Here is a 25936-nt window from a genome sequence, read left to right as displayed (position 1 = left end):
ATCGCCAGGAAGTTCAAACATTGGCCTTGGCGGCCTCAGGGAAGTGCGGGCGTGCTGTCCGGCATGCGCTCGCAGGCCGGCAGGCCCTGGGCAAAGCGCCCGGGGTTGAGCAGGGCCACCAGGCCGCAGGCCAGCGATCCCTGCCATTGCAGGTAGTCATGGCTGGTTTCATGCTCGGCCTGCGTGACCTCGTAGCCCTTGGCGCGCAGCACGTCGGCCAGGTGGCGGTTGGTTTCCAGGATGCCGTCCTGCCCGCCGCGTGCACGCTCGTAGCGGCCTGCATCCAGATAGAAACGCACGGGCTGGCGCGGCTCCTGGGCATAGCGGCGCTGCACCCAGCCCGGCACCTCGCCGGCCGGCGACCACCAGAACGATCCCGACATGCTCAGCACATTGCCGAACCAGCGCGCATTGACCAGGCCCGCATAGGCCGAGGCCAGGCCGCCGAAGCTGGAGCCGCCGATCACCGTGCGCGCCGCAGGCTGGCCCAGGCCCTGCTCCCCCACCCAGGGCATCAGCTCCTCATCCAGAAAGCGCGCGAAGGCGGTGTTGGGCGGCAATTCCCTGCCGCGTGCCTGCGGGCTGGCGTTGTCCACCAGGACCACGGCCGTGGGCGGGATCAGGCCGTCGGCCATGAGGTTGTCGATGAGGGTGGGCGTGGACACCTGCTTTGCATAGGCATTGCCGTCGAACAGCACCAGCAGCGCCTCGGGCGCCTGGCCGCCTGCGGGAAGGTAGGTCCAGACATCGCGGCTGTTGCCCAGCACGCGGCTTCGCAGGCGGTGCTGCACCAGTTGTCCTTGCGCCACGCCCGCGCGCGGCGCCGTCCAGGGCTGGGGTGGGGCCTTGGGCAGCTCCAGCACGGAGGCGCCCTGGAAGACATCGATGAAGCCGCCCTCGGGCGGCTGCGGGAAGGTCTTGGGATTGAGCGGATCGCGCTGCGCCGTGGCCAGCAGGGCGCGGCGCTGCTCCATGGCCGAGCCTTCGATCAGCGGCACATCGGGCGCCAGCCGGTAGCTGAGCCTGGCGTTGTCCGCCATGCGGAAGCTGGCCCACCAGACATCGCTGCCGGGCAGATGCTGCAGCGGATCATGGTTGCCGGCCGGGCTGCCGAACAGGCGCACGCCCTGCATGCCCGCACGCGGCTGGCCGCGCCACAGGAAGGTGACCAGGGAGTGCCCCTCGGACAGGGGCTCGACCATGGGTGTTCCTTCCTCCTGCACGCGCCGCCAGAAGGCGTCGGCAGCCACACCAGCACCCGCGCCGCGCTGGATTGCCTGCGCCAGAGCCCGCAGCCGCGGGCTTTGCAGTGCCGGAGGCTCGGAGGTGGCCGAGGCCTTGTTGCCGGCAGGCGCCAGGCTGGAGGTCAGCCGCAGCGCGAAGCGCCCCGCTTCTTGCGCCTCACCGCCGGAACCGGGGTCAGCCAGGGCCACACGCCTGGCCACCAGCCGCTGCCGTCCGGCTCCCTCCGTGACCCACATCAGCGACTGGGCGCCGCCATCAGGCCTGGCCAGGCGGCGCAGGTGCCGGCCCTGGACATCCTCCAGGTCCAGGGCCACGCCCTGCCCCTCGAATTCACCCTGGACCACATGGCCGGCGGGCAGATCGACGCGCCAGGACTCGCGCCCACCGGCAGCCAGAACCCCTGTGGCCGCCTGGCCCGGCGCCAGCGTGCCCGACCGTGCGGCCAGGGCCTGCCGCGATGCGGTTGCCGTCATGTCTTCAGCGGCATGGACGGCTGCGCCCAGCAGGCACAGCAGCGAGGCGGCCACGCACAGGCCTTGTCGTGCAGCTTGCGCCATGGCGTCAGAAGTCCACCGTGGCCGAGACACGCACCGTGCGCGGGCCGCCCGTGGTGGCGAAGTTGTCGTTGAAACTGCCGGCCCAGTAGGACTTGTCGAACAGGTTCTCCACCGTGGCGCGGAAGGTGACGGGTTTGGCCGCGATGCGGGTGGCATAGCGTGCGCCCACGTCCACGCGGGTCCAGCTGGGCATCTTCAGCGTGTTGGCCGAATTCACCCATTGCGCGCCCGTGTAGATCAGGCGGCCGGTGAGCGTGGCGCCCGGCAGCGCGGGCACATCCCACTCGCCGCCCAGGTTGGCCGTCCAGCGCGGCACGCCGTAGACGCCGTAGCCGTCGCGCGCGCCGCCCTGGGTCTTGCTCTGGATGGCCTGCGTATAGGCCAGGCCGCCCAGCACGCGCGTGCCGCGCAGCGGCTCGCCGAACACATTCCACTCCAGGCCCCGGTTGCGCTGCTCGCCATCCATCAGCAGGCGGTTGGTCGCGGCCTCCACCACGGACGAAGGCCGCTCGATCTGGAACAGCGAGACCGTCTGCGTGAAATCACCCGTGCGCCACTTGGCGCCGATCTCGAACTGCTTGGTCTTGTAGGGCGCGAACACTTCGCCGGCATTGGCGTAGGTGGCGCCGACGATGGAGCCCGCGCTCAGGCCCTGCACATGGTTGGCGTACAGCGAGACCGCATCGCCCCAGGGCTTGACCACCAGGCCCAGCGCGGGCGAGATGGCATGTTCGTCATAGCGCGCCATCTTCTGGTTCACGCGCTGCAGGCGCGCGCCCACGGTGAGCTGTACGGTGTCGCCACCCCAGCTCAGCGTGTCGGCCAGGGCCAGGCTGCTGAGCACGTCGTCGCGCTCCTGCTTGATGGCGCCGTAGGGGCCGGCCAGCGTGATGGGCGCAGGGTCGTAGATGTTGGTGATGTAGCTGGCGCTGGTGGCCACGGCCGCGCGGCCGCCCTTCTGGTTCATCCAGTTCACGGAGGCGACCAGCAGATGGTTCACGCTACCCGTGCGCAGGCGCCCGCGCACGCCGAACTCGGCCGCCATGCTGTCGGTGTAGCCGTACTGGTTGTAGGTCTGGCCCACGGCCGAGCCGTCGCCCTGGGCGCGCAGCACCACGCGCGTGCCGTTGAGCATGCCGTCATAGGAATGCTTGCCGCTGCCCACCGAGCCGAACAGCGTCCAGTCCGCCCCCAGGTCCACCGAGCCGCGCAGCATCAGCGCATCGCTTTGCTGCTGGGCACGTATGCCCGGGAAGAGATTGGTCTTGGCGTCGGGCGCTGCAATCACCTGCTTGAGGTTCTGCATGCTGACCATCATCGGGCTGCCGTCACGGATGTTGGAGCGGTAGCTGTAGGCATCCAGGCCCAGCGTGAAACCGTCGCCCTGGTAGTCGAGCGCCAGTGCGCCCAGGCCATGGCGGCGGTTCTGGCCGTCGATCTCGGTATCGCCGCCCGAGGTGCTGCCGTTGATGCGTATGCCCAGGCGGCGTTCCGGGCCGAAGCGGCGCGACACATCGGCCTGCAGGCCCAGCTGCGAGGAGCTGCTGAACATGGTGGTCACGCGCGTGAGGTCCCGGGCCAGCGGACGCTTGGTCACCAGGTTGATGGTGCCGCCCACGGCGCCGCCCGGCGTCATGCCGCTCAGCAGCGCACCCGGGCCCTTGAGCACTTCCACGCGCTCGATCATCTCGGTGGGCACATGGCCATCGGGCGCCAGGCCGTACAGGCCGTTGAAGCCCAGTTCCGAGGCATTCACACCCAGGCCGCGGATGGTGAAGTTCTCGTAGGCGTGGCCGGTGTTGGTGGTGAAGCGCACGGAGGGGTCGTTTTCCAGCACCGACATCAGCGTGGTCGCGTGCTGGTCGGCAATGCCTTCGGCCGTGTAGGAGGTGATGTTGAACGGCGTATCCATCACATCGCGCTGGCCCAGCACGCCCAGGCCCGCGCCCTTGGCCACCTGGCCGCCCGGCGCCACGGTGGGCAGTGCCTGGGGATCGGTGGTGCTGCGCACCGTGATCTCGCCCAGTTCGGCGTCGGCCGCCCAGGAGGCGGCGGGCAAAGCGGCAGCGGCAACCATGGCGCAGACACGGGCGATGGTGCCCAGGCCGTGGAACGGTGAAACGGGGGCGAAGGGGCTGACAGCGCCTGCGCGCGGCAGGCCGGTGCGGGAACGAGAGGACATCCGGGAGGGCTTTCAAGGCGGAAGAAAATGCGCCGCATCCAGGCCCGCAGCCCGTCGGGACACAGGCCGGATACGGCATCTGCCCGAATTATAGAAAATGAGAATTATTCTTATTTGAGAAAACAACGACAACGCACCGCGCGCAAACATGGGCGCACGGTCCGCAAACAATCCCGGGGAAAACAGTGGGGGCCAGGCAACAGGCCGCCGGCAACAGGCAGCCGGACGCCACGACGGCGCAGACCGCTAGAAGGTGTCGCCGCGTTCCATGGCGCGGCGGTGGCGCTGCACGAATTCCTGGTAGGTGTCGATGCCGCGCAGCTGCAAGATGGCATTGCGCACGGCCGCCTCCACCAGCACGGCGATGTTGCGGCCCGCCACCACCTGGATCACCACCTTGCGCACGGGCACGCCGAGCACGTCCTGCGTCAGCGGCTCGGCTGGCAGCCGCTCGTATTCGCGCTCCATGGTTTCCTTGCGCACCAGATGCACGATGAGCTTGAGACGCATCTTGCGGCGCACGGCCGTCTCGCCAAAGATGGCGCGGATATCGAGCAGGCCGATGCCGCGCACCTCCAGCAGGTTCTGCAGCAGCTCGGGGCACTTGCCCTCGATCGTGGTCTGGTTGATGCGGTACAGGTCCACGGCATCGTCGGCCACCAGGCCGTTGCCGCGCGTCACCAGCTCCAGCCCCAGCTCGCTCTTGCCCAGGCCCGACTCGCCCGTGATCAGCACGCCCATGCCCAGGATGTCCATGAACACGCCATGCATGGTCGTGCGGTCGGCGAAATGCTTGGCCAGGTAGGCGCGCAGCACATCGATCACGAAGGCCGACTGCTCGCGCGTGGCGAACATGGGAATGTGGGCGCGCTCGCACATGGACAGCAGCGCCTCGGGCGCCGTCTGGCCATCGGCCAGCACCAGCACGGGCGGCTCCAGCGTGACGATGCGTGCCACGCGGCGCTGGCAGTCCTGCGGCGTGGCGTTGGTCAGATAGGCGATCTCACGCTCGCCCAGCACCTGCAGCCGGTAGGGATGGATGTAGTTCAGGTAGCCGACGAGATCGGCGCCCGAGCGCGCCGAGCGCACGGCCATCTCGTCGAAACGGCGCTCCGAGGCCCCCAGGCCCGCCACCCACTCCCAGCGCAGGCTGGAGCGGAACTCCTCGAAAAGGACGTCGGCGCTGATGGCACTGGGTCTCATGGCAAGGCCCGTGAAAAGGGGAAGACGAAAGTCTAGACCAGCGGAGCGGCGGAAGACTGCCAGCCGGCAATCATTCCATGCAGCCGGGCCGCATCGCCGCAGGACTTCAGCCGCTCGCGCAGCTGGCTGTCGCTGAGCAGTTCGGCGATTTCAGAAAGGATTTCCAGATGCTTTTGCGTCGCCGCTTCGGGCACCAGCAAAAAGATCAGCAGGCCTACGGGCTGCTCATCGGGCGCATCGAAGCCAATGGGATGGTCCAGCTGGAACACGGCTGCCATCGGAGCGGTCAGCCCCTTGATGCGACCGTGGGGAATGGCCACGCCATGGCCCAGCCCCGTCGAGCCCAGGCGTTCACGCGCGAAGAGGCTGTCGGTGATGAGTGCGCGGGACAGGCCATGCAGGCTCTCGAATAGCAGACCTGCTTCTTCGAAAGCGCGCTTTTTGCTGGTGACGTCGACGCTCACGAGCACTTGAGCGGCGGGCAGGATGGAGGCAAGACGGTTCATGGTTCGGGAAACAATTATGCACCGCAGTGCCGGAAACCGTGGGGAAACCCTGACCCCCATCAAAAACCGCCCCGAAGGGCGGTGGTCGTGCGTGGCACATCAGCCACAAAAACGCAGGTATTGTAAGCGCCCGCACAGGGCCGGCGCCTTACCTGTCACCCGACTGACGCCAGGGTCAGTCCAGCATCATCGAGCCGCTTGGCCGTGCCGTAGCGGCTGCCCTGCTGGCGGGTCTTGTAGCGCACCACGAGGCGGTCCAGCTTGTCAGCCAGCGCGTCAACGGCGGCATAAAGGTCGAAGTGAGAGGTTTCGACAAAGAGATCCTGGCCCTTGACGCGCAGCGTGCAACCGGCACGTTGGCGCTTTTCCTTCTCCTTCTGGTTATGAACGGTCAGCAAGACCTTGACATCCACCACCTGGTCAAAGTGTCGAAGAATGCGTTCGAGCTTGGCCATGACGTAACTGCGCAGCGAGGGAGTGACCTCCAGGTGATGCCCACTAATCGTCAGATTCATATCTAAACACTCCTTGCTCTGGATGGAAACAGCCCGGTCCACCGGGGGACGATCCGCCGGGACAGGTGCTTGCAGGCCGGAATGCGCATTCGTTTGCTTGCGAATCCACTATGCGCCCGGGTCGGGTCAAAAGCAACGCCGCAAGCCGATAGCGCAGGACGGTGCAGGGCCTTGGAGGCGGGTTTTGCGCGCCATGCGATTGGGCGCACAATCGGCGGGTTTGCCAGGCTGCGCCCCTGGGGTGGGGGTGGCCACAGGCCGTCCGTCACCGTGAGGCGCCGTTGGGTAGAATCGCGCTCCTGCGCGTGCCGCTTGCAGCCCTCCGGCCCCTGCAGCCTCTTTGCCAGATTGCCCCTTGCCTCACATGACCACCCAGTCCCGTCCCTCCGCCCTGCACACTTCCAACATTGCCTCGCTGCCGCTGCTCGCGCGCGGCAAGGTGCGCGACAACTATGCCGTGGGCGATGACCGCATCCTGATGGTGGCCTCGGACCGCCTCTCGGCCTTTGACGTGATCATGGGCGAGCCCATCCCCGGCAAGGGCGAGCTGCTGACGCAGATGGCGCTGTTCTGGTTCGACAAGCTCGGCCACATCTGCCCCAACCACCTGACCGGCGAAGCGCCCGAATCCGTGGTCACGCCCGCCGAAGTGCCCCAGGTCACGGGCCGCTCCATGCTGGTCAAGCGCCTCAAGCCCGTGCTGATCGAGGCCGTGGTGCGCGGCTACCTGGCCGGCAGCGGGTGGAAGGAATACCAGGAATCGCGCTCGGTCTGCGGCGTTCCCCTGCCCGAAGGCCTGACCAACGCCGCCAAGCTGCCCGAGCCCATCTACACGCCGGCCGCCAAGGCCGAGATGGGCGACCATGACGAGAACATCACCTACGAGCGCACGGTGGAGATGGTCGGCGAGAAGCTGGCCTCCCAGATCCGCGATACAGCCATCCGCATCTACAAGGAAGCTGCGGCCATCGCCCTCGAAAAGGGCATGATCATTGCCGACACCAAGTTCGAATTCGGCCTGGACGAAAACGGCGAACTGGTGCTGATGGACGAGGTGCTCACGCCCGACAGCTCGCGCTACTGGCCCGTGGAAGGCTATGCCCAGGCGCTGGCCAAGGGCGAGAACCCGCCCAGCTACGACAAGCAGTTCGTGCGCGACTGGCTGGAGCAGGCCCAGGTCAACGGCAAGCCCTGGGACAAGAGCGCCCCGGCGCCCCGCCTGCCCCAGGAGGTGACCGAGAAGACGGCCGCCAAGTACCGCGAAGCGCTGCAGCGCCTGACGGCCTGAGCTGCCGCCTGCCTGTCCCCGCAAAAGAGAGCTTCGGCTCTCTTTTTCATTGCGCGGGCCCGTTTCTGCAGCCGGTCACGCCGGCGTCACCGACACTGCCACAATGCTTGTTCCCTCTGACTTTTTTCGAAGGAGCAAGCACATGGCCGGCAAGAAGATTCTGATGATCTGCGGAGACTACTGCGAGGACTACGAAACCATGGTCCCGTTCCAGGCCCTGCAGGCCGTGGGACACACGGTGCACGCGGTCTGCCCCGACAAGAAGGCGGGGGACCACATCAAGACGGCCATCCATGATTTCGAGGGCGCCCAGACCTACAGCGAAAAGCCCGGCCACAACTTCACGCTCAACGCCAGCTTCGCCGACATCAAGCCCGAGCAGTACGACGCCCTGGTGATCCCCGGCGGACGCGGCCCCGAATACCTGCGCAACTACGATGCCGTGCGCGCCGCCGTGCGCCACTTCTTCGACAACAACAAGCCCGTGGCCGCCGTCTGCCATGGCGCCCAGCTGCTGGCCGGCGCCGGCGTGCTCAAGGGCCGCACCTGCTCGGCCTACCCGGCCTGCCGTGCCGAGGTCGAACTGGCCGGCGGCACCTACGCCGACATCGGCGTGGACCAGGCGCACACCGAAGGCAACCTGGTCAGCGCCCCCGCCTGGCCGGCCCATCCGGCCTGGATCGCACAGTTCCTGTCCCTGCTGGGCACGCGCATCAGCCACGGCTGAGCACGCAGCCGCCGTTGGCGCCGGGCGGATCAACCGCCCCAGCGCACCAGCACGATGCCGCCGAACACCAGGGCCGAGGCCAGCATGCGCACGCGGCCCAGGCGCTCGCGCATCAGCCAGGCGGCAATCCAGCCTGCAAACAGCACGCTGCTTTCACGCAGTGCAGACACAAGCCCCATGGGCGCCTGCGACAGCGCCCAGGTCGCCATCCAGCTGGCGCTCAGCTGCATGGCGGCGGCCAGGGCGCACAGGCGCCAGGTGCGTGCATCGGCGCGCAGCACGGCAGGACCGCGCCGCCAGGCAACGATCAGCACCGTGGCCAGGCCATCGCCCAGCGTGAGCAGGGCCGCATAGAGCAGCGCGGAACCGGATGCGCGCGCACCCAGCCCGTCGATGACCGTGTAGCAGGCAATCATGGCGCCCGTGGCCAGCGCATAGCCGCTGCCGCCATAACCGCTGGCCGCGCCGCTGTGCAACGACAGCGCCAGCACGCCCAGCGACAGGCACAGCACGCCGGCCAGCCCGGTCGCGCCCGGCCACTCACCGGCCAGCAGCGCCGCGCCCAGCGTGACGAACAGCGGCGCACTGCCCCGCGCCACCGGGTAGACCACGCCGAACTCGCCATGCTGGTAGGCGCGCGGCAGCACGAAGTGGTAGACGGTGTGCACGGCCACCGAGGCCGCCAGCCACCACCACACCGATGCGTCCCACAGCGCCGCCGCACGCCAGTCCAGCCAGGGCAGCACCAGCAGCGACCACAGGCTGGCCAGCCCCGTGGTCAGCGCCATGGCGACCATCTTGTCGCCGCCCACCTTGATGGCGCTGTTCCATCCCGCATTCATCAGCGCGGCCCCCAGGGCCGCGGCCAGCACCGCATTGCTCAATTCCATTCCATGGCCTCGTTCCTGATACGGGACGGGATGATGGATTCGCACCCAGATTAGATAAAGTCGAATCTTCGGAACCTTATCTTCAGGAAACCTGATGCGACGCCTGAACCTCGACCAGCTCCAGACCCTGGTGGCCGTGGCCGACCTGGGTACCCTGGCCGCCGCCGCCCAGGCCCTGCACCTGTCGCCGCCTGCCGTCAGCCTGCACATCCAGGAGCTGGAAGCGCGCCTGGACACACCGCTGCTGGTGCGCGGCAAGCGCCAGGCGCAGCTGACGCCTGCGGGCGAACTGCTGGCCGAAGGCGGACGCCGCCTGCTGGCAGACAGCGAATCCCTGCTGCGCCAGGTGCGCAAGCGTGCCGAGGGCTTTGGCGCCAGCGTGCGCATAGGCGCCTCGGCCGGCGTCAGCCCCCTGCTGCTGCCCGAACTGCTGCAATGGCTGGCCGAGCACGCACCGAGCGTGGAGCTGCGCCTGGAAGTCGTGAGCTCGGCCCAGGCCATGCAGCGCCTGGCGGCCGGCAGCCTGGACCTGGCCCTGGTCGGCCTGCCCCAGCCCGTGGCTGCGGGGCTCGAGGTCCTGGCCTGGCGCAACGACCCCATGGAGCTGTTCGCGCCGCCGCAGATGCCGCTGCCCGACCAGATCACGCCCGAATGGCTCAACGTCCAGCCCTGGATAGGCTTTGCCGCCGGCACCCAGATGCACCGCCTGCTGTCGCAATGGTTTGCCCAGGCCGGCCTGCTGCCCCAGCCGCGCATGGAGATGAGTTATCCCGAAGGCATACGCGCCCTGGTCGCCGCAGGCCACGGCCCCACCGTCCTGCCACGCGAGGAGCCCATGGACGCCGTCAGCCGCACCCTTCAGCAGCGCGGGCTGAGTCCCGCCCTGACACGCCCGCTGGGCCTGGCCTGCCGCAGCGCCTCGCAACAAGACCCGGCCGTGCAGGCCGTGGTGCGCGGGTTGATGCGATTTGCCGACACTCTTTGATCGCGGCAGCCCAGCCCTCGAAATCCCATAGTCGGGGCCTATGACATCGGACAAAATGCCTCCCCACATCATTGAGAGGGAGTGCAATGCTAGTTGGAATCGATCTGGGCACCACCAATAGCCTGATCAGCATTTATCGCGATGGCAAGACCGAACTCATACCCAATTCGCTGGGCCATTTCCTGACTCCGTCGGCCATCAGCATTTCGGACGATGGTGCCATTCTGGTGGGCCTGGCGGCCCGGGAACGTGTTACCACGCATCCCCAACAATCGGCCATGGCGTTCAAACGCTGGATGGGCACGGACCACACGGTTGTGCTGGGGCCCAAGCGTCTGCGCGCCGAGGAGTTGAGCGCGCTGGTCATTGGCGCACTGGTGGCGGATGCGCAAGCCTATCTGGGCGAACCCGTGACCGAGGCAGTCATTACCGTGCCGGCCTATTTCAACGATGTGCAGCGCAAAGCCACGCAGGCGGCTGGCCAATTGGCAGGTATCAAGGTGGAACGGCTGCTCAACGAGCCCACGGCAGCCGGCCTCGCCTATGGCCTGCAGGAAAGGCCGGATCACTCGACCTTTCTGGTGTTCGATCTGGGCGGCGGCACCTTTGACGTTTCCGTGCTCGAGTACTTCGAAGGCGTGGTGGAAGTGCGCGCCAGCGCCGGGGACACGCGCCTGGGCGGCGAGGACTTCGCGCAGGTATTGGTGGATTGGTTCATTGAGCAGACGCCTGCCCTGCGCAGCGTTCCGCGGGAGACCCTGTCTTCGGACGGGGGGCTCTGGCATGCCGCTGAACAGGCCAAACGCGACCTCAGCGAGAGCGAGTCGACTGAAATGCGGTTTACCTACCAGGAGACGCCGCATGCATTGACGCTCAGCCGTGCCGACTATGAAAACCGCTGCGCAGACCTGCTGCAGCGACTGCGCAGGCCGCTGGAACGCGCCATGCTCGATGCGCAATTGGACATCGCCAATCTGGATGAAGTGGTACTGGTCGGGGGCGCCAGCCGCATGCCCATGGTCCGCCAGTTGGTCACGCGCCTGTTCGGCCGACTGCCGCTGCGCACCATCCATCCCGATGAAACGATTGCACACGGCGCAGCCATTCAGGCCGGCCTCAAATCACGCAATGCCGCACTCAGCGAAATCGTGTTGACCGATGTGATGCCTTATTCGCTGGGAGTCGTGAGTTCGGAAAATATCGATGGACGGCATTACAGCGACCGCTTTTCACCCATCATCGAACGCAATACGCCGGTGCCGGTATCGCGTGTCCAGACCTACAGCACCGTTCAGGATGGACAGACGCGCATCGTCATCGACGTGCGCCAGGGCGAGTCACCCATTGGCACAGAGAACCTGAAACTCGGCGATCTGGAGGTCGAGATACCGGCGAAGGGACGCGGCGAGATCAGCATCAATATCCGCTTCACCTATGACGTCAATGGTCTGCTCGAAGTGGAAGGGCATATTCCGGCAACCGGCCAGACCACCAGCACGCTGATCAAGCGCAGCGATCATGTCCTGAGCGACGAGCAGATCCAGGAGGCCCTGCTCAAGCTGCGCGCACTCAAGATCCATCCGCGCGACAAACAGGAAAACGCTTATCTGGTCGCCCGGGCCAAGCGGCTGTACGAAGACAGGCTGGGCCCTGCGCGACAGGACATAGGTCACGCGCTGGCGCGTTTCGAAGCCATTCTCGACAGCCAGGACGAGCAGCAAATCCGCCAGTGGCGCGGCGAGTTCAGGAAGTACCTGGACAGCATCGACAAGGGCTTCGTGCTATGAGCTTCTGGCAAGTACTGGGCATTGAAGCCACGACCGACCTGCCGGCCATCAAGAAGGCCTACGCATCCAGGCTCAAGCACACGCGGCCCGATGACGATGCGGCCGCCTATCAATCACTGCGCGAGGCCTATGACCTGGCCCTGCAGCACGCCAGGCGACCGGCCACAGGCGATACGCAGATGCCGAGCATGGCTGCAGTTGAGCAGGTACCCAGTGCCAGGTCTGCGCAGCAGGAACAAGAGCCTGCACCGCTGTCGGAGCCGGTCCCGGGCCCCGGGACTCAACCTCTGCCCGGCAACACGGACGCAGCAGAACCCCAGGCACAGGAAGCCGCCTTCATCCCGCCCAGGGATCTGGCGCACGAAACGCTCAACTACCTCAAACAGGCAGGGCCTGATGCACTGCTGAACGGCTGGCCCAATCTGCGGCGGGAGCTGGACAAGCTGCCCCTGTCACAGCGTCCTGACGCCTGCAACTGGTTTGCGCAGTTGGTGATCGAGGTGCCCGAGCTTCCGCCGGCATTTGCGCGCGCCCTGTCGGAGTATTTCGCCTGGGAGACGGATTTCCGCGCCTGGCAATGGATGGGGCATGCCCGCGCCACCGCCTTGCGGGAGCAACTGGACCAACTGGAATCCCGTTTCTACCCCGATCCTGCCTTCAGGCAGTACTACGGCCAAATCGCGCTGTTCGGGCAACTGGTGCAGCAGCTTGCAAAGTGGCGCATCTACCTGCTGGCGATGCTCGCCCCCAGCCGGTTTGCCCGCCTATGGAACGAACTCAGCCCGGGGCAGCGCTATGCGCTCGGCGTCCCGAAGCCGCCGCTGCATTCACTTGCCGACCACGCCATGGAAATGGGCTGCGCCTTCCGGACTGCCCTGGTGGTCTTTCTCTCGTCCGTGCTGATGTCCTGGAGCGAATATGCCCATGAGCCCTGGTGGGTCCGACTCATGGCGGTGCTCCTCATCGGGTATGGCACGTTCGTGATGGCCGGCTACGCCTACCGCGGGGTGCTGCACGTCAAGCACGCCCAGCACGCGGCACTGTGGAAGGGGCGACTCAGCCGCAACAGGATGCTGGCGATGGTCTGGACTGCCGTGGCGCTCATGGTGACGGCGACGGCCATTTTCGGCATATGGGAGGCCCGCATGTGGCCCGTGCTCTTCACCTCGGTGGACAGCACGCCGCTGCTCTTCGTGGCCGTGATGCTGGTGCTGGTTGCCTACTGGCTGGCGCTGCTGCCCGCCAGCCCGGCTGGCAAGGCCTTGCCGCCTCTGCTGCTGTGGTGCGCCCTGGCCGTGCAGGCCCTGCCATGGTTCAAGGGCACGCCCTGGACCGGAGCCCTGGTCGGCGCAACCTGGTTTCTGGTCTGTGCCATCGCGTACACGCTGCACGGTGACCGCATGGAGCAGGCATGGCATGGATTCAGGCAGTCGGTCGTTCTGCGCAAGCAGCAGCGGCGCAGTTCGAGCCTGCAGGAAATACTCGTACTCTCGCTGGCATTGCTGCGCCGCACAATCGCACTGCCCTACCGGCTGATGGTGCTGGGCTCGGAACAATCCCCCCATTTCTTGGCTGCTGTACTTTGCATGTCGATGGTGGCCATCGTCCCCGAATATCGTGCGTGGCAGATCCCTCTGACGGCCTGTGCCATGGCCGCTGTATCCCTGTTCAGCAGTCTCTGCTTCGACAACGCAGCGACCGCCCTGATACCCGACCAGCCGAAGTCCGCCTGGCGCGGCTGGCTCGGCTTGGCGATGCTGGGCCTGTGGCTGATCTGGGCCGGGATGTACTGGCGCGATCCCGCTGCGATCCACGCACTCCTTGGCGGTGCGCCGCACAAGGAGGCCGCGGGGTCACCTTTCCTGGACGCCATCGTCTTTTATCTGGTGCCGCTGCTGCCCGTGTTTCTCAACCAGGGCTGGTTCCAGTTCCAGAGGATCAAGCCTGCGAACACCTGAATCGCAGGCTCAGGCGGGCAGCAGCCCGTCTCCTGCCAGCCCGGCCTCCTGCAGCACCCACGCACGCAGGGCCTCGATGGCCGGCTGGCCCTGGCTGCGCCGGGGGTAGAGCAGGTGGTAGGCATAGGCCGGGCCCAGGCCCACGGCGATGTCGAACAGGCGCACCAGGCGGCCGCGGGCCAGGTCTTCGGCCACCAGGTCCTGCTCGACCAGGCCCACGGCGCCGCCGTCCAGCACGGCCTGCACGACATGGCTGGAGTCGGTGAATGCGATGCAGCGGCCTGCGTCCAGGCCCTCCACGCCGGCCGCTGCCATCCACATCGGCCAGTTCGGCCAGACCTGGCCGTCCACCATGCAGTCCACGTGGCACAGCGTGTGGCCCAGCAGGTCGGCGGGGCTGGCCAGCGGCGGGCCGGACTGCAGCAGGGCCGGGCTGCAGACGGGGATGACCCTGGCGTCGAACAGGCGCACCGCCAGGGTGTGCGGATCACGGCCGGTGCCGAAGCGGATGGCGGCGTCGATGTCATCGGCGTCGAAGTCGCGCACCTCGTCGCTGATGTCGAAGCTCAGTTCGATCTGCGGATGCGCGGCGCGAAAGCGCGGCAGCCGGAGCAGCAGCCACTGCGTGGCAAAGCGCGCGCCCAGCGACAGGCGCAGCCGCGTCTCGCCCCGGGCCAGCTGGCGCGCCCGGGCGGTGGCGCGCCGCAGCAGGCCCAGCGCCTCGGCCGTGGCCTCCAGCAGCACGCTGCCTGCGGGCGTGAGCTGCATGCTGCGGCTGTTGCGCGTGAAGAGGACGAGGCCCAGCTGTTCCTCCATCTCCTTGATCTGGTGGCTGACCGCCGCCGGGGTCAGTCCCAGTTCGTCGGCCGCACGCGTGAAGTTCAGGTGGCGCCCTGCGGCCTCGAAGCTGCGCAGGGCGCGTGTGCCCGGTGGAAGCTGGCGCATGGATCTTCAAATTTTTCTTGATGGAGCATCGAATACTACTTGCTTCCTCTTTTGGAACCGCCATCGAACAATCAAGAAAATTTGTTGATGGATGAATCCATGGAAACCGCCTCTTTCTTCACCAGCCTTATCGATGGGCAGCCCGCTACGGCGGCCGAACTCGCCGCCCTGGCCTTTGCAGGCCATGCCCATTTCACGGCCATGCAGGTGCGCGGCGGCCGGCTGCGCGGGCTGGACCTGCATCTGCAGCGTCTGCGCCAGGCCTCGCTGGAGCTGTACGGCCAGGCCTTGTCAGATGACCATGTCCAGGCCCAGCTGCGGGCGGCGCTTGCCAACGGCCCGCAGGATGTGTCGCTGACCGCCACGGTGTACTCGCCTGCCGGTGAATTCACGGCCGCCGATGCGCGGCTGCGCATGCTGGTGCGGACCTCGGCACCCGCCTCGGGCCCTGCCGGGCCCTTGAGCCTGGCGCTGTTCGAGCATGAACGCATGCTGCCCCACCTCAAGCATGTGGGCGAGGTGGCGAAGACGCATCTGCTGCGTCGCGCCGTAGCCCAGGGCGTTGACGATGCCGCCTTTGCAGATCGCCACGGCCGTATTGGCGAGGCCACCATCTGGAACCTGGCCTTCTGGGATGGAGATGCCGTGGTCTGGCCGCGCGCCCAGGTGCTGCCGGGCACGACCGAGTCCATGCTGCGCCGCCAGCTGCAGCGCATGGGCGTGGCGCAGCGCGAGGCCGTTCTGACCCTGGCCGACCTGCCCGACATGGCCGGCGCCGTGGTGATGAATTCATGGTCCCCCGGCATTGCGGTCAGGCGCCTGGCCGATGTGCATCTGCCGGATGCGCCCGGCTTCGTGCAGTTGCTGCACCGCGCGCATGCGGCCGAGGAGCCGGTTGCACCCTGAGCCCTCGCCATGAAAAAAGGGAGCCGCAAGGCTCCCCGTCTCTTCACTGGCGTGCGGCCGGACTCAGTTCAGCGCCATGCTGAGCTTGCGGCGGTAGCCGTTGACCAGCTGCGTGGCCTCGTCCTGCTCGGCCGCGCCCTTGCCCAGCAGCTCGATGCCGCCGCTGCTCTTGCCGGGGATGGCGTCCTGCTTCTTGGGCTTCGGGGGTGTGAGCAGCTCCAGGATGCCCACATAGAGCTTGCGCGCGGCCTGGCCGTTCCATTCCTTGTCGCGCATGATGATTTCCAGCAGCTCGTCCATGCTGGCTGCCCACTGGCCTTCGGCGGCCAGGGCCTGGGCCTTGCCGAAGCGGGTGTCGAAGTCGCGCTTGTTCTGTGCGATGACGGCATCGAACTGGGCAAACTCCCAGTTGCCGCGATCGTCGTTGTGCACGAAAAGCATGCACTGCAGCCATTGGTTGAGCGCCTCGAAGCGCGTGGGCTGGGGAATGCGCTTGAGCGGCTCGGTCAGCAGGGCGCCGGCCTCTTCGTAGCCGCCCGTGGCGATCAGCAGGCGCACGTAGTCGAAGCGCGCATCGTCGTTGGCCGGGTCGGCGGCCAGCGCATCGGCCAGCTTTTGCAGGGCGGCCTGCGTGTCGCCGGCTTCCAGCAGCTGATGGGCCTCGTCGGCTTCGGCCTCGGCCGCCAGCTCGCCTTCGGAGGGCAGGTGCTTGTCCAGGAACTCGCGCAGCTTGCCTTCGGGCTGGGCGCCCATGAAGCCGTCCACGGGCCGGCCGCCCATCATCAGGATGCAGGTCGGGATGGAGCGGATGCCGAACATGCCGGCCAACTGCTGCTCCCGGTCGGAATCGATCTTGACCAGCTTGAAGCGGCCTTCGTAGGCCACTTCCAGCTTTTCCAGGATGGGGCCCAGCGTCTTGCACGGGCCGCACCAGGGCGCCCAGAAGTCGACGAGCACCGGCACCTGCATGGAGGCGGCGACGACTTCGGCTTCGAAATTCTCAATGGTGACATCAATCATGTGATCAGACCCTGTGGCAAGGCGCGCGGCCAGGGCGCGCGAACTGTGGCGGTTCGGAGTTCGGCGGCCGGATGCCTCCGATGCGGACCGTGTGATTCTCCAGCAATTCCATGGCGTGGGCGCCATGGACGGCAACCACCCCAGTTGGGAGCCGGCTGCGTGCATTTCAAGCCGCCCGGCCGGGGACGAGGCGCGGCAGCGCTGGGCTATATTGGCGCGCTGAGCCGCCATTGCGGCCTGCCATCAACACAATGAGGGAGGGCTCGCCTTGATCAAGGTTTCGCAGCTGGTGTTCGAGTACCCGGGCCACCGCGCGCTGGACGGCGTCAGCGTCCATATCGCCGCAGGCACCGTCACGGCCCTGGTAGGGCCCAACGGCGCCGGAAAATCCACGCTGATGCGCTGCATCGCCGGGCTGGACCAGCCGCTGTCGGGCCAGGTAGAGGTGCATGGCATTGCCGTGCAGGAGCAGCCCCGCGAAGTGCACCGGCACCTGGGCTATCTGTCGGATTTCTTCGGCCTCTATGACCGCCTGAGCGTGCGGCGCTGCCTGCAGTACGCAGCCCTGTCCATGGGCGTGCCCCCGTCCGAGGCGCCGCAGCGCGTGGCGCACGTGGCCGGGCAGCTGGGCCTGGCCGATCTGCTGGAGCGCCTGCCCACCGAGCTGTCTCGCGGCCAGCGCCAGCGCGTGGCCATCGGCCAGGCCATCGTCCACCAGCCGCGCGTGCTGCTGCTGGACGAGCCGGCCAGCGGCCTGGACCCCGAGGCACGCGCCAGCCTGTCCCGGCTGATGCGTGCGCTGCAGGCCCAGGGCATGACCCTGATCGTCTCCAGCCACATCCTCAGCGAACTGGACGAGTACTGCACCCACATCCTGAGCCTGCGCGGCGGCCGCGTGGAAAGCCACGAGGCCCTGCACGGCGGCATCAAGGCACCTGCCGCCGGCGACGATGCCCCGCTGGCACTGTACGCGCTGGAGCTGGCGCCGCCCCCGGGTGCCTCGGCCGGGTCGCTGGCACGGCAGCTGCATCTGGTCCTTCCCGACACCCCTGTGCCGCCGCCCGATGACCAGGGCCTGGTGCATCTGCAGCTGTGGCTGCCCACCCTGCCGCGCGAGCGCGCCGATCTGCTGGCCCGCCTGGTCGGCACCGGCCTGCCCGTGGCGAGCCTGGCCCCGATGCGCGAGCGCCTGCAGGACCGCTATGCGCGCGGCCTGCAGAACGCAGCAACCCCCACCCCTGCGGAGCAGCCATGACGCACAACCCCGAATTCCAGCGCCAGCTCTGGCTCAACTGGCGGCCGTCCCAGCTGGGCTGGAGCCTGCTGCTCACCGCCTTGCTGCTGGCCACGCCAATGGCCCTGGTCCAGCCCGACCGCCGCTTGCACACGCTGCTGATCGCCGCCCTGGTCGGCATGTGGATCGCCGCGGCCGGCCTGGGCAGCGTGCTGGCCGGGCGCGGCCTCAACGAGGAAGCGCACCAGCACACCTGGGACTGGCAGCGCCTGTCGGCCCTGACGCCCTGGCAAATGGCCTGGGGCAAGCTGCTGGGCGCCCCGCTGCCGGCCTGGCTGTACATGCTGTGGTGCGCGCTGGCCGTGCTGGCCACCTCGGCAGGCCAGCCGGGCGGGCTGGCCTGGGGCGTGCACGCCGTGCTGCAGGCCGCGCTGTGGGGCCTGGCCCTGCAGGCCTGGAGCATGCACTCCGTGCTCATGGGCTGGGGGCCGAAGGAGCAGCCCGCGCGCCGCATCCGCTTCGTGCTGGTGCCGCTGCTGTTCGTGATGGTGCTGCCCGGCCCCATCCTGGGCCGGTTGACCGAGCAGCTGGGCCGCGAGGAAGGCCGCCCTGTGCTGTGGTGGTCCTTACCGCTGCACGGGCGCGGCGCCATCTACCTGTTCGGCGCCATCGCGCTGGGGCTGGGCCTGCTGGCCCTGTGGCGGCTGCTGTGCACGCGGCTGGATGTGCGCACCCTGCCCTGGGCCTGGCCGCTGGGCCTGTGCGTGGCGGGCCTGGCCTTTGGCGGCATGCACCTCGATGCAATGCAGTTGCAGGGCCCCGGCCCGGCCTCTTTCTTCGCTTGGACCACCGGGCTGGCGCTGGCGGGCACGGCCTATGTCTGCCTGCACGGCATGGACGAGGGCCTGCGCAGCTGGCGACAGGTGCAGTGGTGCGTGTTGCAGGGGCGCTGGCGTGGCGCGCTCGAGGCCCTGCCGCTGTGGCCTGTGAGCTGGCTGCTGGCCGTGCTGGCCTGTGCGCTGTGGCTGCTGTGGCCCGCAGGCGGCCAGCCCATCCTGCCCGGTACAGCCCAGTTGGCGGCACTGGCAACGGCGCAGTTGCTGCGTGATGCCGCGCTGGCCACGGGCTTTTCCCTGCTGGCCGGGCGCATCAAGTCGCCGCTGGCCGCGTTCGCCGTCACCTGGCTGCTGGTCAACATCGTGCTGCCGCTGCTGGCCTTTGGCCTTGCCGGGGCCGATGCCGCCATGCTGGCCCAGCCGCTGGCAGCCGGCCTGACCAAGCCCGTCACCAGCGGCATGTGGCTGTCGCTGGCCGTGCAGGTGGCGATGGCCCTGGCCTGGCTGGCCCATGTGTTTCGCCAGCGTGTGCTGGGTTTTGCGCGCGAGCAGCACACGGCTGTGCGGTGATTTGCAGGGGGATGCGGGCCGATCCGGACTAAAAAAGTAAAATCGCGGGTTCCACTAGGCCGGGCCGCAGGCGCCCTCACGACATGAACTCCATCCAGATCGGTGTGGTCATGGGCTCCAGCAGCGACTGGGAGACCATGCAGCACGCAGTTGCCATTCTTCAGCAATTTGGCATCGCCCATGAAGCCCAGGTCGTCTCGGCCCACCGCATGCCCGACGACATGTTCGCCTATGCCGAGGCCGCCGCAGGCCGGGGCCTGAAGGCCATCATCGCGGGCGCCGGCGGCGCCGCACACCTGCCCGGCATGATCGCCGCCAAGACCGTGGTGCCCGTGCTCGGCGTGCCGGTGGCCAGCCGCCACCTGCAGGGCGTGGACTCGCTGCACTCCATCGTGCAGATGCCCAAGGGCGTGCCCGTGGCCACCTTTGCCATCGGCGCGGCCGGCGCAGCCAATGCGGCCCTGTTCGCCGTGGCCCTGCTGGCCAATGAGGACCCGGCCCTGCGGGCGAAGCTCGAAGCCTTCCGCGCCGAGCAGACCGCCGCCGCGCGTGCCATGACGCTTCCCTCGGTGGCCGCATGAGCGCCGCTGAAGTGATCCTGCCCGGCGCCACCCTGGGCGTTCTGGGCGGCGGCCAGCTCGGCCGCATGTTCGTGCAGTCGGCCCAGGCCATGGGCTATTTCACGGCCGTGCTCGACGCCGACCCGACCAGCCCCGCGGGCCTGGTAAGCCACCACCACATACGCACCGCCTACGAGGACCCGCAGGGTCTGGCCGAGCTGGCGCGCCTGTCGGCCGCCGTCACCACCGAATTCGAGAACGTGCCCGCCGCGGCGCTGAACCTGCTGGCCGCCCAGCGGCCGGTCTCGCCGGCCGGCTCGTCCGTGGCCATTGCCCAGGACCGCGCCCAGGAGAAGGCCCACTTCGTGCGCTGCGGCGTGCCCTGCGCGCCCTACGCGGTGATCGAGACGCCGGCCCAGCTGGCCGCCGTGCACGCCAGCCTGCTGCCCGGCATCCTCAAGACCGCGCGCATGGGCTACGACGGCAAGGGCCAGGTGCGCGTGAAGAACGCCGCCGAGCTGGCCACCGCCTGGGAGCAACTGGGCCGCGTGGCCTGCGTGCTGGAAAAAATGCTGCCGCTGGCCCATGAATGCTCGGTCATCGTGGCGCGCGGCCGTGACGGCTCCATGGTCAACCTGCCCGTGCAGCGCAACCTGCACCGCGAGGGCATCCTCTCCGTCACCGAGGTCTACGAAGGCAACCTGCCCCAGGCCCAGGTCGAGCAGGCGCTGGCCGCCGCACGTTCCGTGGCCGACGGCCTGGACTACGTGGGCGTGCTCTGCGTCGAATTCTTCGTGCTGCAGGACGGCATGCTCGTGGTCAACGAGATCGCGCCGCGCCCGCACAACAGCGGCCACTACAGCCAGAACGCCTGCGATGTCTCGCAGTTCGAGCTGCAGGTGCGCTGCATGACCGGCCTGCCGCTGACGCAGCCGCGCCAGCACAGCCCGTCCATCATGCTGAACCTGCTGGGCGACCTGTGGTTCAAGGACGGCGAACAGGCCAAGGCGCCGGCCTGGGACCAGGTCCTGGCCCTGCCCGGCTGCCACCTGCACCTGTACGGCAAGCACGACGCCAAGCGCGGCCGCAAGATGGGCCACCTGAACGTCACCGGCCCCACGCCCGAGGCCGTGCGCTCCACCGCCCTGCAGGCCGCTGCCATCCTGGGTATAGAGCCGTTCTGAAGGCCCGCGCGATGATTCTTGATGGAACGCTGGCGGCCTCTGTCCAGGCCGCCGCACAGGCGCTGCAGCGCGGCGAACTGCTGGGCCTGCCCACGGAAACCGTCTACGGCCTCGCGGCCGACGCCGACAACGACGCGGCCGTCGCGCAGATCTTCACCGCCAAAGGCAGGCCGCCCAACCATCCGCTCATCGTGCATGTGGCCGACAGCGGCGCCATCACGCGCTACGCACGCGAAGTGCCGCTGTTCGCGCAGCAGTTGATCGACGCCTTCTGGCCCGGCCCGCTGACCCTCATCCTGCCGCGCCTGCCCCAAGCCGCCCGGGCCTCGACCGGCGGCCAGGACAGCGTGGGCCTGCGCTGCCCCTCCCATCCCGTCGCCCATGCCGTGCTGGCCGCCTGCCAGCAGCTGCAGCCGCCCGTCTGGGGCGTGTCGGCGCCCAGCGCCAACAAGTTCGGCCGCGTCAGCCCCACCACGGCGGCCCATGTGGCCGGCGAGTTCGGCGACACGCTGCTGGTGCTGGACGGCGGCGCCTGCGAAGTGGGGATTGAATCGACCATCGTGGACTGCACGCGCGGCGTGCCCGTGCTGCTGCGCCCCGGCGCCATCACGCGCGACGACATCGAGCGCGCCTGCGGCCAGCGCCCCCTGTCCAAGGACGAGCTGCTGGAGAACACGCCACGCGCCTCCGGCACGCTGCTGGCCCACTACGCGCCCAACGCCAAGGTCCGGCTCATGGATGCAAGGCAGCTGCAGGCCGGGCTGGACGTGCTGGGCGCCGACGCCAGGAACCTGGCCGTCTACCACCGCGCACCACTGCGCACCGCCTCGCACGCCGTCACGCTGCGCGCCATGCCCGCCGACGCCGCCGCCACCGCGCGCGAGCTGTTCGGCGCCCTGCGCGACTTCGATGAAGTCGGCGCCCAGCTGATCTGGATCGAGACCCCGCCCGACACGCCGGACTGGGAAGGCGTGCGCGACCGGCTGCTGCGCGCGGCGGCGGCCGGATAACACCTACACCCTCTTCTAAGGCTTGCGGGACGGCTCGTACGCCAGCTCCATCCGGTAGGCCAGCGCCAGGAACAGCGACTGCGCCAGGGTGAGCGTGCTGGTCAGGGAGCGAAAGCCGAAGGTGGCTGCGTCCTGGGCCAGCAGGGTGACGGTGGCGCGGGATGCCAGGGGGCTGAGCTGGCTGTCGGTCAGCGCCAGCAGGCGCGCGCCGCGTGCCAGGGCCGCGTCCACCACCTCCAGCGTTTCGGGCGCATAGGGCTCGAAGGAGACGGCCAGCATCACGTCGCCGGGCGACAGCGCGCGCAGCTCGCCCTTTTGCATGGCGCCCAGGCCGTGCAGCCAGTGCACGGGCTTTTCGGTGTGCTGCAGCGCATAGGCCAGGTAGGCGCCCACGGGGAAGGCCCGGCGCGAGGCGGCCAGCCACAGCGAGGGGGCATCCAGCATGAGGTCCACCGCCGCCTCGAACTGCTCGGGCGGCAGGCCGCGCTGCAGGGCCTGCAGGCTTTCGATGCTGCCTTCGATGACCTCGTGCGCCAGGCGCGCGCTGCTGCGTGGCTCGTTGCCCGAGGCGATCAGGCCCCGGATGCGGTCCTGGTAGTCATGCTGGGCCGAGAGCTGGCGCGCCGCATCGGCGCGGAACAGCGCCTGCAGTTCCGAGTACCCCGAGAACCCGAAATGCTTGGCAAAGCGCACCACGGCAGAAGGCTGCACACCGCACTGTTCGGCCGTGGCCTGGATGCCGTCGAAGGCCAGGCGGTCGCCCTGCATCTCCACATGCCGGCCTATGGCCTTGAGCTGGCGGCTCAGTGCCTCGAAGCCCTGGCGCAGCACGTCCAGGAAGGCAGCGCGGTCGGCGTAAGGGCCGCAGGCCGCAGTGGCGCCCGCATCGGCCAGTGTTTTTCTATTTTTCATATTTGTGGAAAATATTTTCTATTTCGATCTATGATCGCACGAACGCAACGATTATGGGGAGGCCCGCACGCCCCGGGCCCCTCGCAACGCACGGGCCTATGACCATGAGCATGCTGATCTTTCCCTCCGACCGTCCGCTGGACGTGGCCTGCCTGGGCCGTCTGGCCGTGGACCTGTACGCGCAGCAGATAGGCTGCAGCCTGGAAGAGGCCGGCAGCTTTGCCAAGTACCTGGGCGGCTCCTCCGGCAACATGGCCTTCGGCACGGCGCGCCTGGGGCTGCGCTCGGCCATGATTTCGCGCGTGGGCAATGAGCACAACGGCCGCTTCCTGGTCGAGACGCTGCAGCGCGAGGGCTGCGACACCAGCCAGGTGCAGGTCGATGCCCGGCGCCTGACCGGCATGGTGCTGCTGGGCATCAAGGACCAGGAGACCTTCCCCCTGCTGTTCGCCCGCGAGGACTGCGCCGACATGGCGCTGGACGCCGCAGCCATCAGCGAGGAATTCCTGGCCCGCTGCCGCTGCCTGGCCATCACGGGCACCCACCTGAGCGCGCCCGGCGTGCTGGCCGCCAGCCGCAGGGCGCTGGAGATCGCGGGCCGCCACGGACTGGTGCGCGTGCTGGACATCGACTACCGGCCCGTGCTGTGGGGCCTGACCGGACGGGGCGACGGCGAGACACGCTATGTCGCCAGCGCCGAGGTCAGCCGCAGGCTGCAGGCCGAGCTGGGCCCGTTCGAACTCATCATCGGCACCGAGGAGGAATGGCTGATCGCCGGCGGCGTGGAGGGTGACCTGATCGCCAGCCTGCGCCGCGTGCGCGAATGCAGCCGCGCCGTCTTCGTGGTCAAGCGCGGGCCGCTGGGCTGCTCGCTGATCGAAGGCGCGGTGCCCGATGCCATCGACCAGGCGCCCACGGTGCCGGGCGAACGCGTGGAAGTGCTCAATGTGCTGGGCGCGGGCGATGCCTTTGCCTCCGGCCTTCTGTCGGGACTGCTGCGCGGCAAGAGCCTGGCCGAATCTGCGGCGATTGCCAACGCCTGCGGCGCCATCGTGGTCTCGCGCCATGGCTGCGCGCCGGCCATGCCCACGCAGGCCGAGCTGGCGCACTGGTTCTCGGGCCACCGCCATCCGCGTCCCGACCAGGACCCCGAGCTGTCCCACCTGCACCGCGTCAGCCGCGCGCGGCCGCAGTGGCCCGCGCTGTGCGTGCTGGCCTATGACCACCGCAGCCAGTTCGACGATCTGGCGCGCGAGGCCGGCGCAGCGCCCGCGCGGCTGCGCCCGCTCAAGCGGCTGATCAACGAGGTGGTCGCCCAGGTCGAGCGCGACCCGGGCAATGCGGGCCGCATGGGCATGCTGATCGACGGCCGGCACGACCTGGGCGAGGCTGCGCTGCACGACGCCACGGGACGCGGCTGGTGGATAGGCCGGCCCATCGAGCTGCCGGGCTCGCGCCCGCTGCGCTTCGACGGCACGGACTCGCTGGCTTCCGAGCTGCTGCACTGGCCGCAAAGCCATACCGTCAAATGCCTGGTCTTCTACCACCCCGACGACACGCCCGCACTGCGCGCCGAGCAGGATGCCTGGCTGCAGCAGGTCTGGACCGCCACGCGCGCCAGCGGCCATGAGCTGCTGCTGGAAGTGATCCCGCCAAAGGACACGCTGGCGCCCGACGACCGGGGCGAGGCCGTGCTGCGCGCCATACGCCATTTCTACGACCTGGGCCTCAGGCCCGAATGGTGGAAGGTCGGCACCATGGCGCGCGAGAACTGGGAGGCACTGGACGCCCTGGTGAACGATCGCGACCCGTGGTGCCGGGGCGCCGTGATCCTGGGCCTGTCCCAGCCCGTGGAGCAACTGGTGCAGGGCTTTGCCCAGGCGCGGGCGCCCGTGGTCAAGGGTTTCATGATCGGCCGCAGCGTCTGGGCCGGCCCGGCCCTGCAGTGGCTGCGCAACGAGCTGGACGATGCCGGCCTGCGCGATGCCGTCGCCGCCAACTTCCGTGCGCTGATCGCCGGCTGGGATGCCAGCCGCGTGGACGCGCGCCAGGACATCACCGAAGGAGCTGCAGCATGAGCCTGCTCGTCAAGGCCGCGCCCGGCCGCATCGTCACCGACATCACGCCGGCCAGTGCGGGCTGGAAGCACATCCACTTCAAGGCCCTGAGGCTGCAGGCAGGCGAGCAGGAGGAGTTGTCCACGGGACCGCTCGAATACTGCATCACCGTGCTCACCGGCCAGGTGGACGTGCAGGTCGGCAGCCAGGCGTTCAGCGCCCTGGGCAGCCGCGCCAGCGTGTTCGAGGAGAGTGCGCCCACGGCCGTGTACGTGCCGCCCGGCCAAAGCCTGCGCATCACGGCGCGCAGCCCGGCCGACGTTGCCTTGAGCGCCGCACCCGCCACGGGCCGCCATGCCACGCGCGTGATCGCGCCCGAAAGCATGCGCCGCAGCGTGCGAGGCCAGGGCAGCAACACGCGCCATGTCTGCGACATCCTGCCCGAGACCGAGGCGGCCGAGTCCCTGCTGGTGGTCGAGGTCATCACGCCGGCGGGCAACTCGTCCAGCTACCCGCCGCACAAGCACGACAGCGCCGACCCCGCCGCGCCGGACGCCGAGACCGTGCTGGAGGAAACCTACTTCCACCTGCTCAACCCCAGCCAGGGCTTTGCCTTCCAGCGCGTCTACACCGATGACCGCAGCATCGACGAAGCCATGGCCGTGGAGCACCGCGACACCGTGATGGTGCCGCGCGGCTACCACCCCTGCGTGGCCCCGCACGGCTACGACCTCTACTACCTCAACACCATGGCCGGGCCCGAGCGGCGCTGGGCCTTTCGCAACGATCCCGCGCACGAATGGATGCTGCGGCCGCGCTGACGCACGGCGCAACAGATCCCCATAAAAACCACCGGAGA

At 68.4% G+C, this 25936-nt stretch carries 22 protein-coding genes; 13 read left to right on the top strand and 9 right to left on the bottom strand.

The genetic code is table 11. The annotated features are described in order from the left end of the window. Window positions 1-35: 35 nt before the first annotated feature. The 5 genes from ACN20X_RS04910 to hpf form a co-directional block, all read right to left on the bottom strand. Window positions 36-1802, bottom strand: a complete 1767-nt coding sequence (locus ACN20X_RS04910) for an enterochelin esterase domain-containing protein (RefSeq protein ID WP_473210337.1) — start codon at window positions 1800-1802, stop codon at window positions 36-38. 4 nt (window positions 1803-1806) lie between these two features. Continuing rightward, entirely contained in the window at window positions 1807-3984 is a 2178-nt protein-coding gene (locus ACN20X_RS04905; RefSeq protein WP_046986946.1) for a TonB-dependent receptor, read from the bottom strand. A gap of 246 nt (window positions 3985-4230) precedes the next feature. After that, window positions 4231-5187, bottom strand: a complete 957-nt coding sequence (hprK, locus tag ACN20X_RS04900; RefSeq protein ID WP_016449143.1) for an HPr(Ser) kinase/phosphatase — start codon at window positions 5185-5187, stop codon at window positions 4231-4233. A gap of 32 nt (window positions 5188-5219) precedes the next feature. After that, complete coding sequence (locus ACN20X_RS04895; protein ID WP_016452020.1) at window positions 5220-5693, bottom strand: PTS sugar transporter subunit IIA; 474 nt, start codon at window positions 5691-5693, stop codon at window positions 5220-5222. 155 nt (window positions 5694-5848) lie between these two features. Beyond that, window positions 5849-6208, bottom strand: coding sequence for a ribosome hibernation-promoting factor, HPF/YfiA family (gene hpf / locus ACN20X_RS04890; protein ID WP_016449141.1), 360 nt, complete (start codon window positions 6206-6208; stop codon window positions 5849-5851). Window positions 6209-6572: 364 nt separating this feature from the next. On the opposite strand from hpf, the gene ACN20X_RS04885 reads away from it, so the two are divergent. Together ACN20X_RS04885 and ACN20X_RS04880 are read left to right on the top strand one after the other, a co-directional pair. After that, window positions 6573-7496 (top strand): phosphoribosylaminoimidazolesuccinocarboxamide synthase, encoded by a 924-nt coding sequence (locus tag ACN20X_RS04885; RefSeq protein WP_016449140.1) that lies wholly within the window; start codon window positions 6573-6575, stop codon window positions 7494-7496. 142 nt (window positions 7497-7638) lie between these two features. Next, the gene (locus ACN20X_RS04880) at window positions 7639-8223 is read left to right on the top strand and encodes a DJ-1/PfpI family protein (protein WP_016449139.1); all 585 of its coding nucleotides are present in this window, start codon (window positions 7639-7641) and stop codon (window positions 8221-8223) included. 29 nt (window positions 8224-8252) lie between these two features. Here the strand turns inward: ACN20X_RS04880 and ACN20X_RS04875 are convergent, their stop codons facing one another. After that, entirely contained in the window at window positions 8253-9113 is an 861-nt protein-coding gene (locus ACN20X_RS04875; protein ID WP_016452021.1) for a DMT family transporter, read from the bottom strand. Between the two features lie 94 nt (window positions 9114-9207). Between ACN20X_RS04875 and ACN20X_RS04870 the strand changes: the two genes are divergently transcribed. From ACN20X_RS04870 to ACN20X_RS04860, 3 genes are all read left to right on the top strand, one after another. Further along, window positions 9208-10098 carry a LysR family transcriptional regulator gene (locus ACN20X_RS04870; protein ID WP_279493566.1) on the top strand — a complete coding sequence of 297 codons (891 nt, stop codon included), beginning with the start codon at window positions 9208-9210 and terminating at the stop codon, window positions 10096-10098. An 86-nt stretch (window positions 10099-10184) separates the two neighbouring features. Then, window positions 10185-11885, top strand: a complete 1701-nt coding sequence (locus tag ACN20X_RS04865) for a molecular chaperone HscC (RefSeq protein ID WP_016449136.1) — start codon at window positions 10185-10187, stop codon at window positions 11883-11885. Then, complete coding sequence (locus ACN20X_RS04860) at window positions 11828-13843, top strand: J domain-containing protein (protein ID WP_473210336.1); 2016 nt, start codon at window positions 11828-11830, stop codon at window positions 13841-13843. Before ACN20X_RS04865 ends, ACN20X_RS04860 begins: the two co-directional genes overlap by 58 nt. Before the next feature lie 9 nt (window positions 13844-13852). On the opposite strand, the gene ACN20X_RS04855 is transcribed toward ACN20X_RS04860, so the two are convergent. Then, the gene (locus ACN20X_RS04855; RefSeq protein ID WP_279493567.1) at window positions 13853-14788 is read right to left on the bottom strand and encodes a LysR substrate-binding domain-containing protein; all 936 of its coding nucleotides are present in this window, start codon (window positions 14786-14788) and stop codon (window positions 13853-13855) included. 99 nt (window positions 14789-14887) lie between these two features. Between ACN20X_RS04855 and ACN20X_RS04850 the strand changes: the two genes are divergently transcribed. Continuing rightward, window positions 14888-15694, top strand: coding sequence for an aminotransferase class IV family protein (locus ACN20X_RS04850; protein WP_473210335.1), 807 nt, complete (start codon window positions 14888-14890; stop codon window positions 15692-15694). A 63-nt stretch (window positions 15695-15757) separates the two neighbouring features. Here the strand turns inward: ACN20X_RS04850 and trxA are convergent, their stop codons facing one another. Next, the gene (gene trxA / locus ACN20X_RS04845) at window positions 15758-16714 is read right to left on the bottom strand and encodes a thioredoxin (protein WP_473210334.1); all 957 of its coding nucleotides are present in this window, start codon (window positions 16712-16714) and stop codon (window positions 15758-15760) included. A 268-nt stretch (window positions 16715-16982) separates the two neighbouring features. Here trxA and ACN20X_RS04840 point away from each other — a divergent pair, with 268 nt between their 5' ends. The 5 genes from ACN20X_RS04840 to ACN20X_RS04820 all read left to right on the top strand — a co-directional run bounded on the left by ACN20X_RS04840 (window position 16983) and on the right by ACN20X_RS04820 (window position 22108). Next, on the top strand, window positions 16983-17969 hold the full coding sequence (locus tag ACN20X_RS04840; protein WP_473210333.1) for an ABC transporter ATP-binding protein: 987 nt from the start codon (window positions 16983-16985) through the stop codon (window positions 17967-17969). Then, window positions 17966-19354, top strand: coding sequence for a hypothetical protein (locus ACN20X_RS04835; protein ID WP_473210332.1), 1389 nt, complete (start codon window positions 17966-17968; stop codon window positions 19352-19354). Before ACN20X_RS04840 ends, ACN20X_RS04835 begins: the two co-directional genes overlap by 4 nt. A gap of 83 nt (window positions 19355-19437) precedes the next feature. Then, a complete protein-coding gene (gene purE, locus ACN20X_RS04830) occupies window positions 19438-19935 on the top strand; it encodes a 5-(carboxyamino)imidazole ribonucleotide mutase (protein ID WP_016449129.1) in 498 nt (165 codons plus the stop codon). After that, complete coding sequence (locus ACN20X_RS04825) at window positions 19932-21098, top strand: 5-(carboxyamino)imidazole ribonucleotide synthase (protein WP_016449128.1); 1167 nt, start codon at window positions 19932-19934, stop codon at window positions 21096-21098. The genes purE and ACN20X_RS04825 overlap by 4 nt, the downstream gene beginning before the upstream one ends. An 11-nt stretch (window positions 21099-21109) precedes the next feature. Next, entirely contained in the window at window positions 21110-22108 is a 999-nt protein-coding gene (locus tag ACN20X_RS04820; protein WP_473210331.1) for an L-threonylcarbamoyladenylate synthase, read from the top strand. A gap of 15 nt (window positions 22109-22123) precedes the next feature. Here ACN20X_RS04820 and ACN20X_RS04815 read toward each other — a convergent pair whose 3' ends face one another. Then, window positions 22124-23020 (bottom strand): MurR/RpiR family transcriptional regulator, encoded by an 897-nt coding sequence (locus ACN20X_RS04815; RefSeq protein WP_154836041.1) that lies wholly within the window; start codon window positions 23018-23020, stop codon window positions 22124-22126. A gap of 104 nt (window positions 23021-23124) precedes the next feature. On the opposite strand from ACN20X_RS04815, the gene ACN20X_RS04810 reads away from it, so the two are divergent. Further along, window positions 23125-25098 (top strand): bifunctional 5-dehydro-2-deoxygluconokinase/5-dehydro-2-deoxyphosphogluconate aldolase, encoded by a 1974-nt coding sequence (locus ACN20X_RS04810; protein WP_473210330.1) that lies wholly within the window; start codon window positions 23125-23127, stop codon window positions 25096-25098. Beyond that, complete coding sequence (gene iolB / locus ACN20X_RS04805; RefSeq protein WP_017404006.1) at window positions 25095-25898, top strand: 5-deoxy-glucuronate isomerase; 804 nt, start codon at window positions 25095-25097, stop codon at window positions 25896-25898. Before ACN20X_RS04810 ends, iolB begins: the two co-directional genes overlap by 4 nt. Window positions 25899-25936 lie beyond the last annotated feature (38 nt).

The sequence above is a fragment of the Delftia sp. PX-1 genome, from assembly GCF_055797465.1.
The sequence above is the reverse complement of the archived record's forward strand: the minus strand, read 5'-3'. Positions and strand labels throughout refer to the sequence as shown.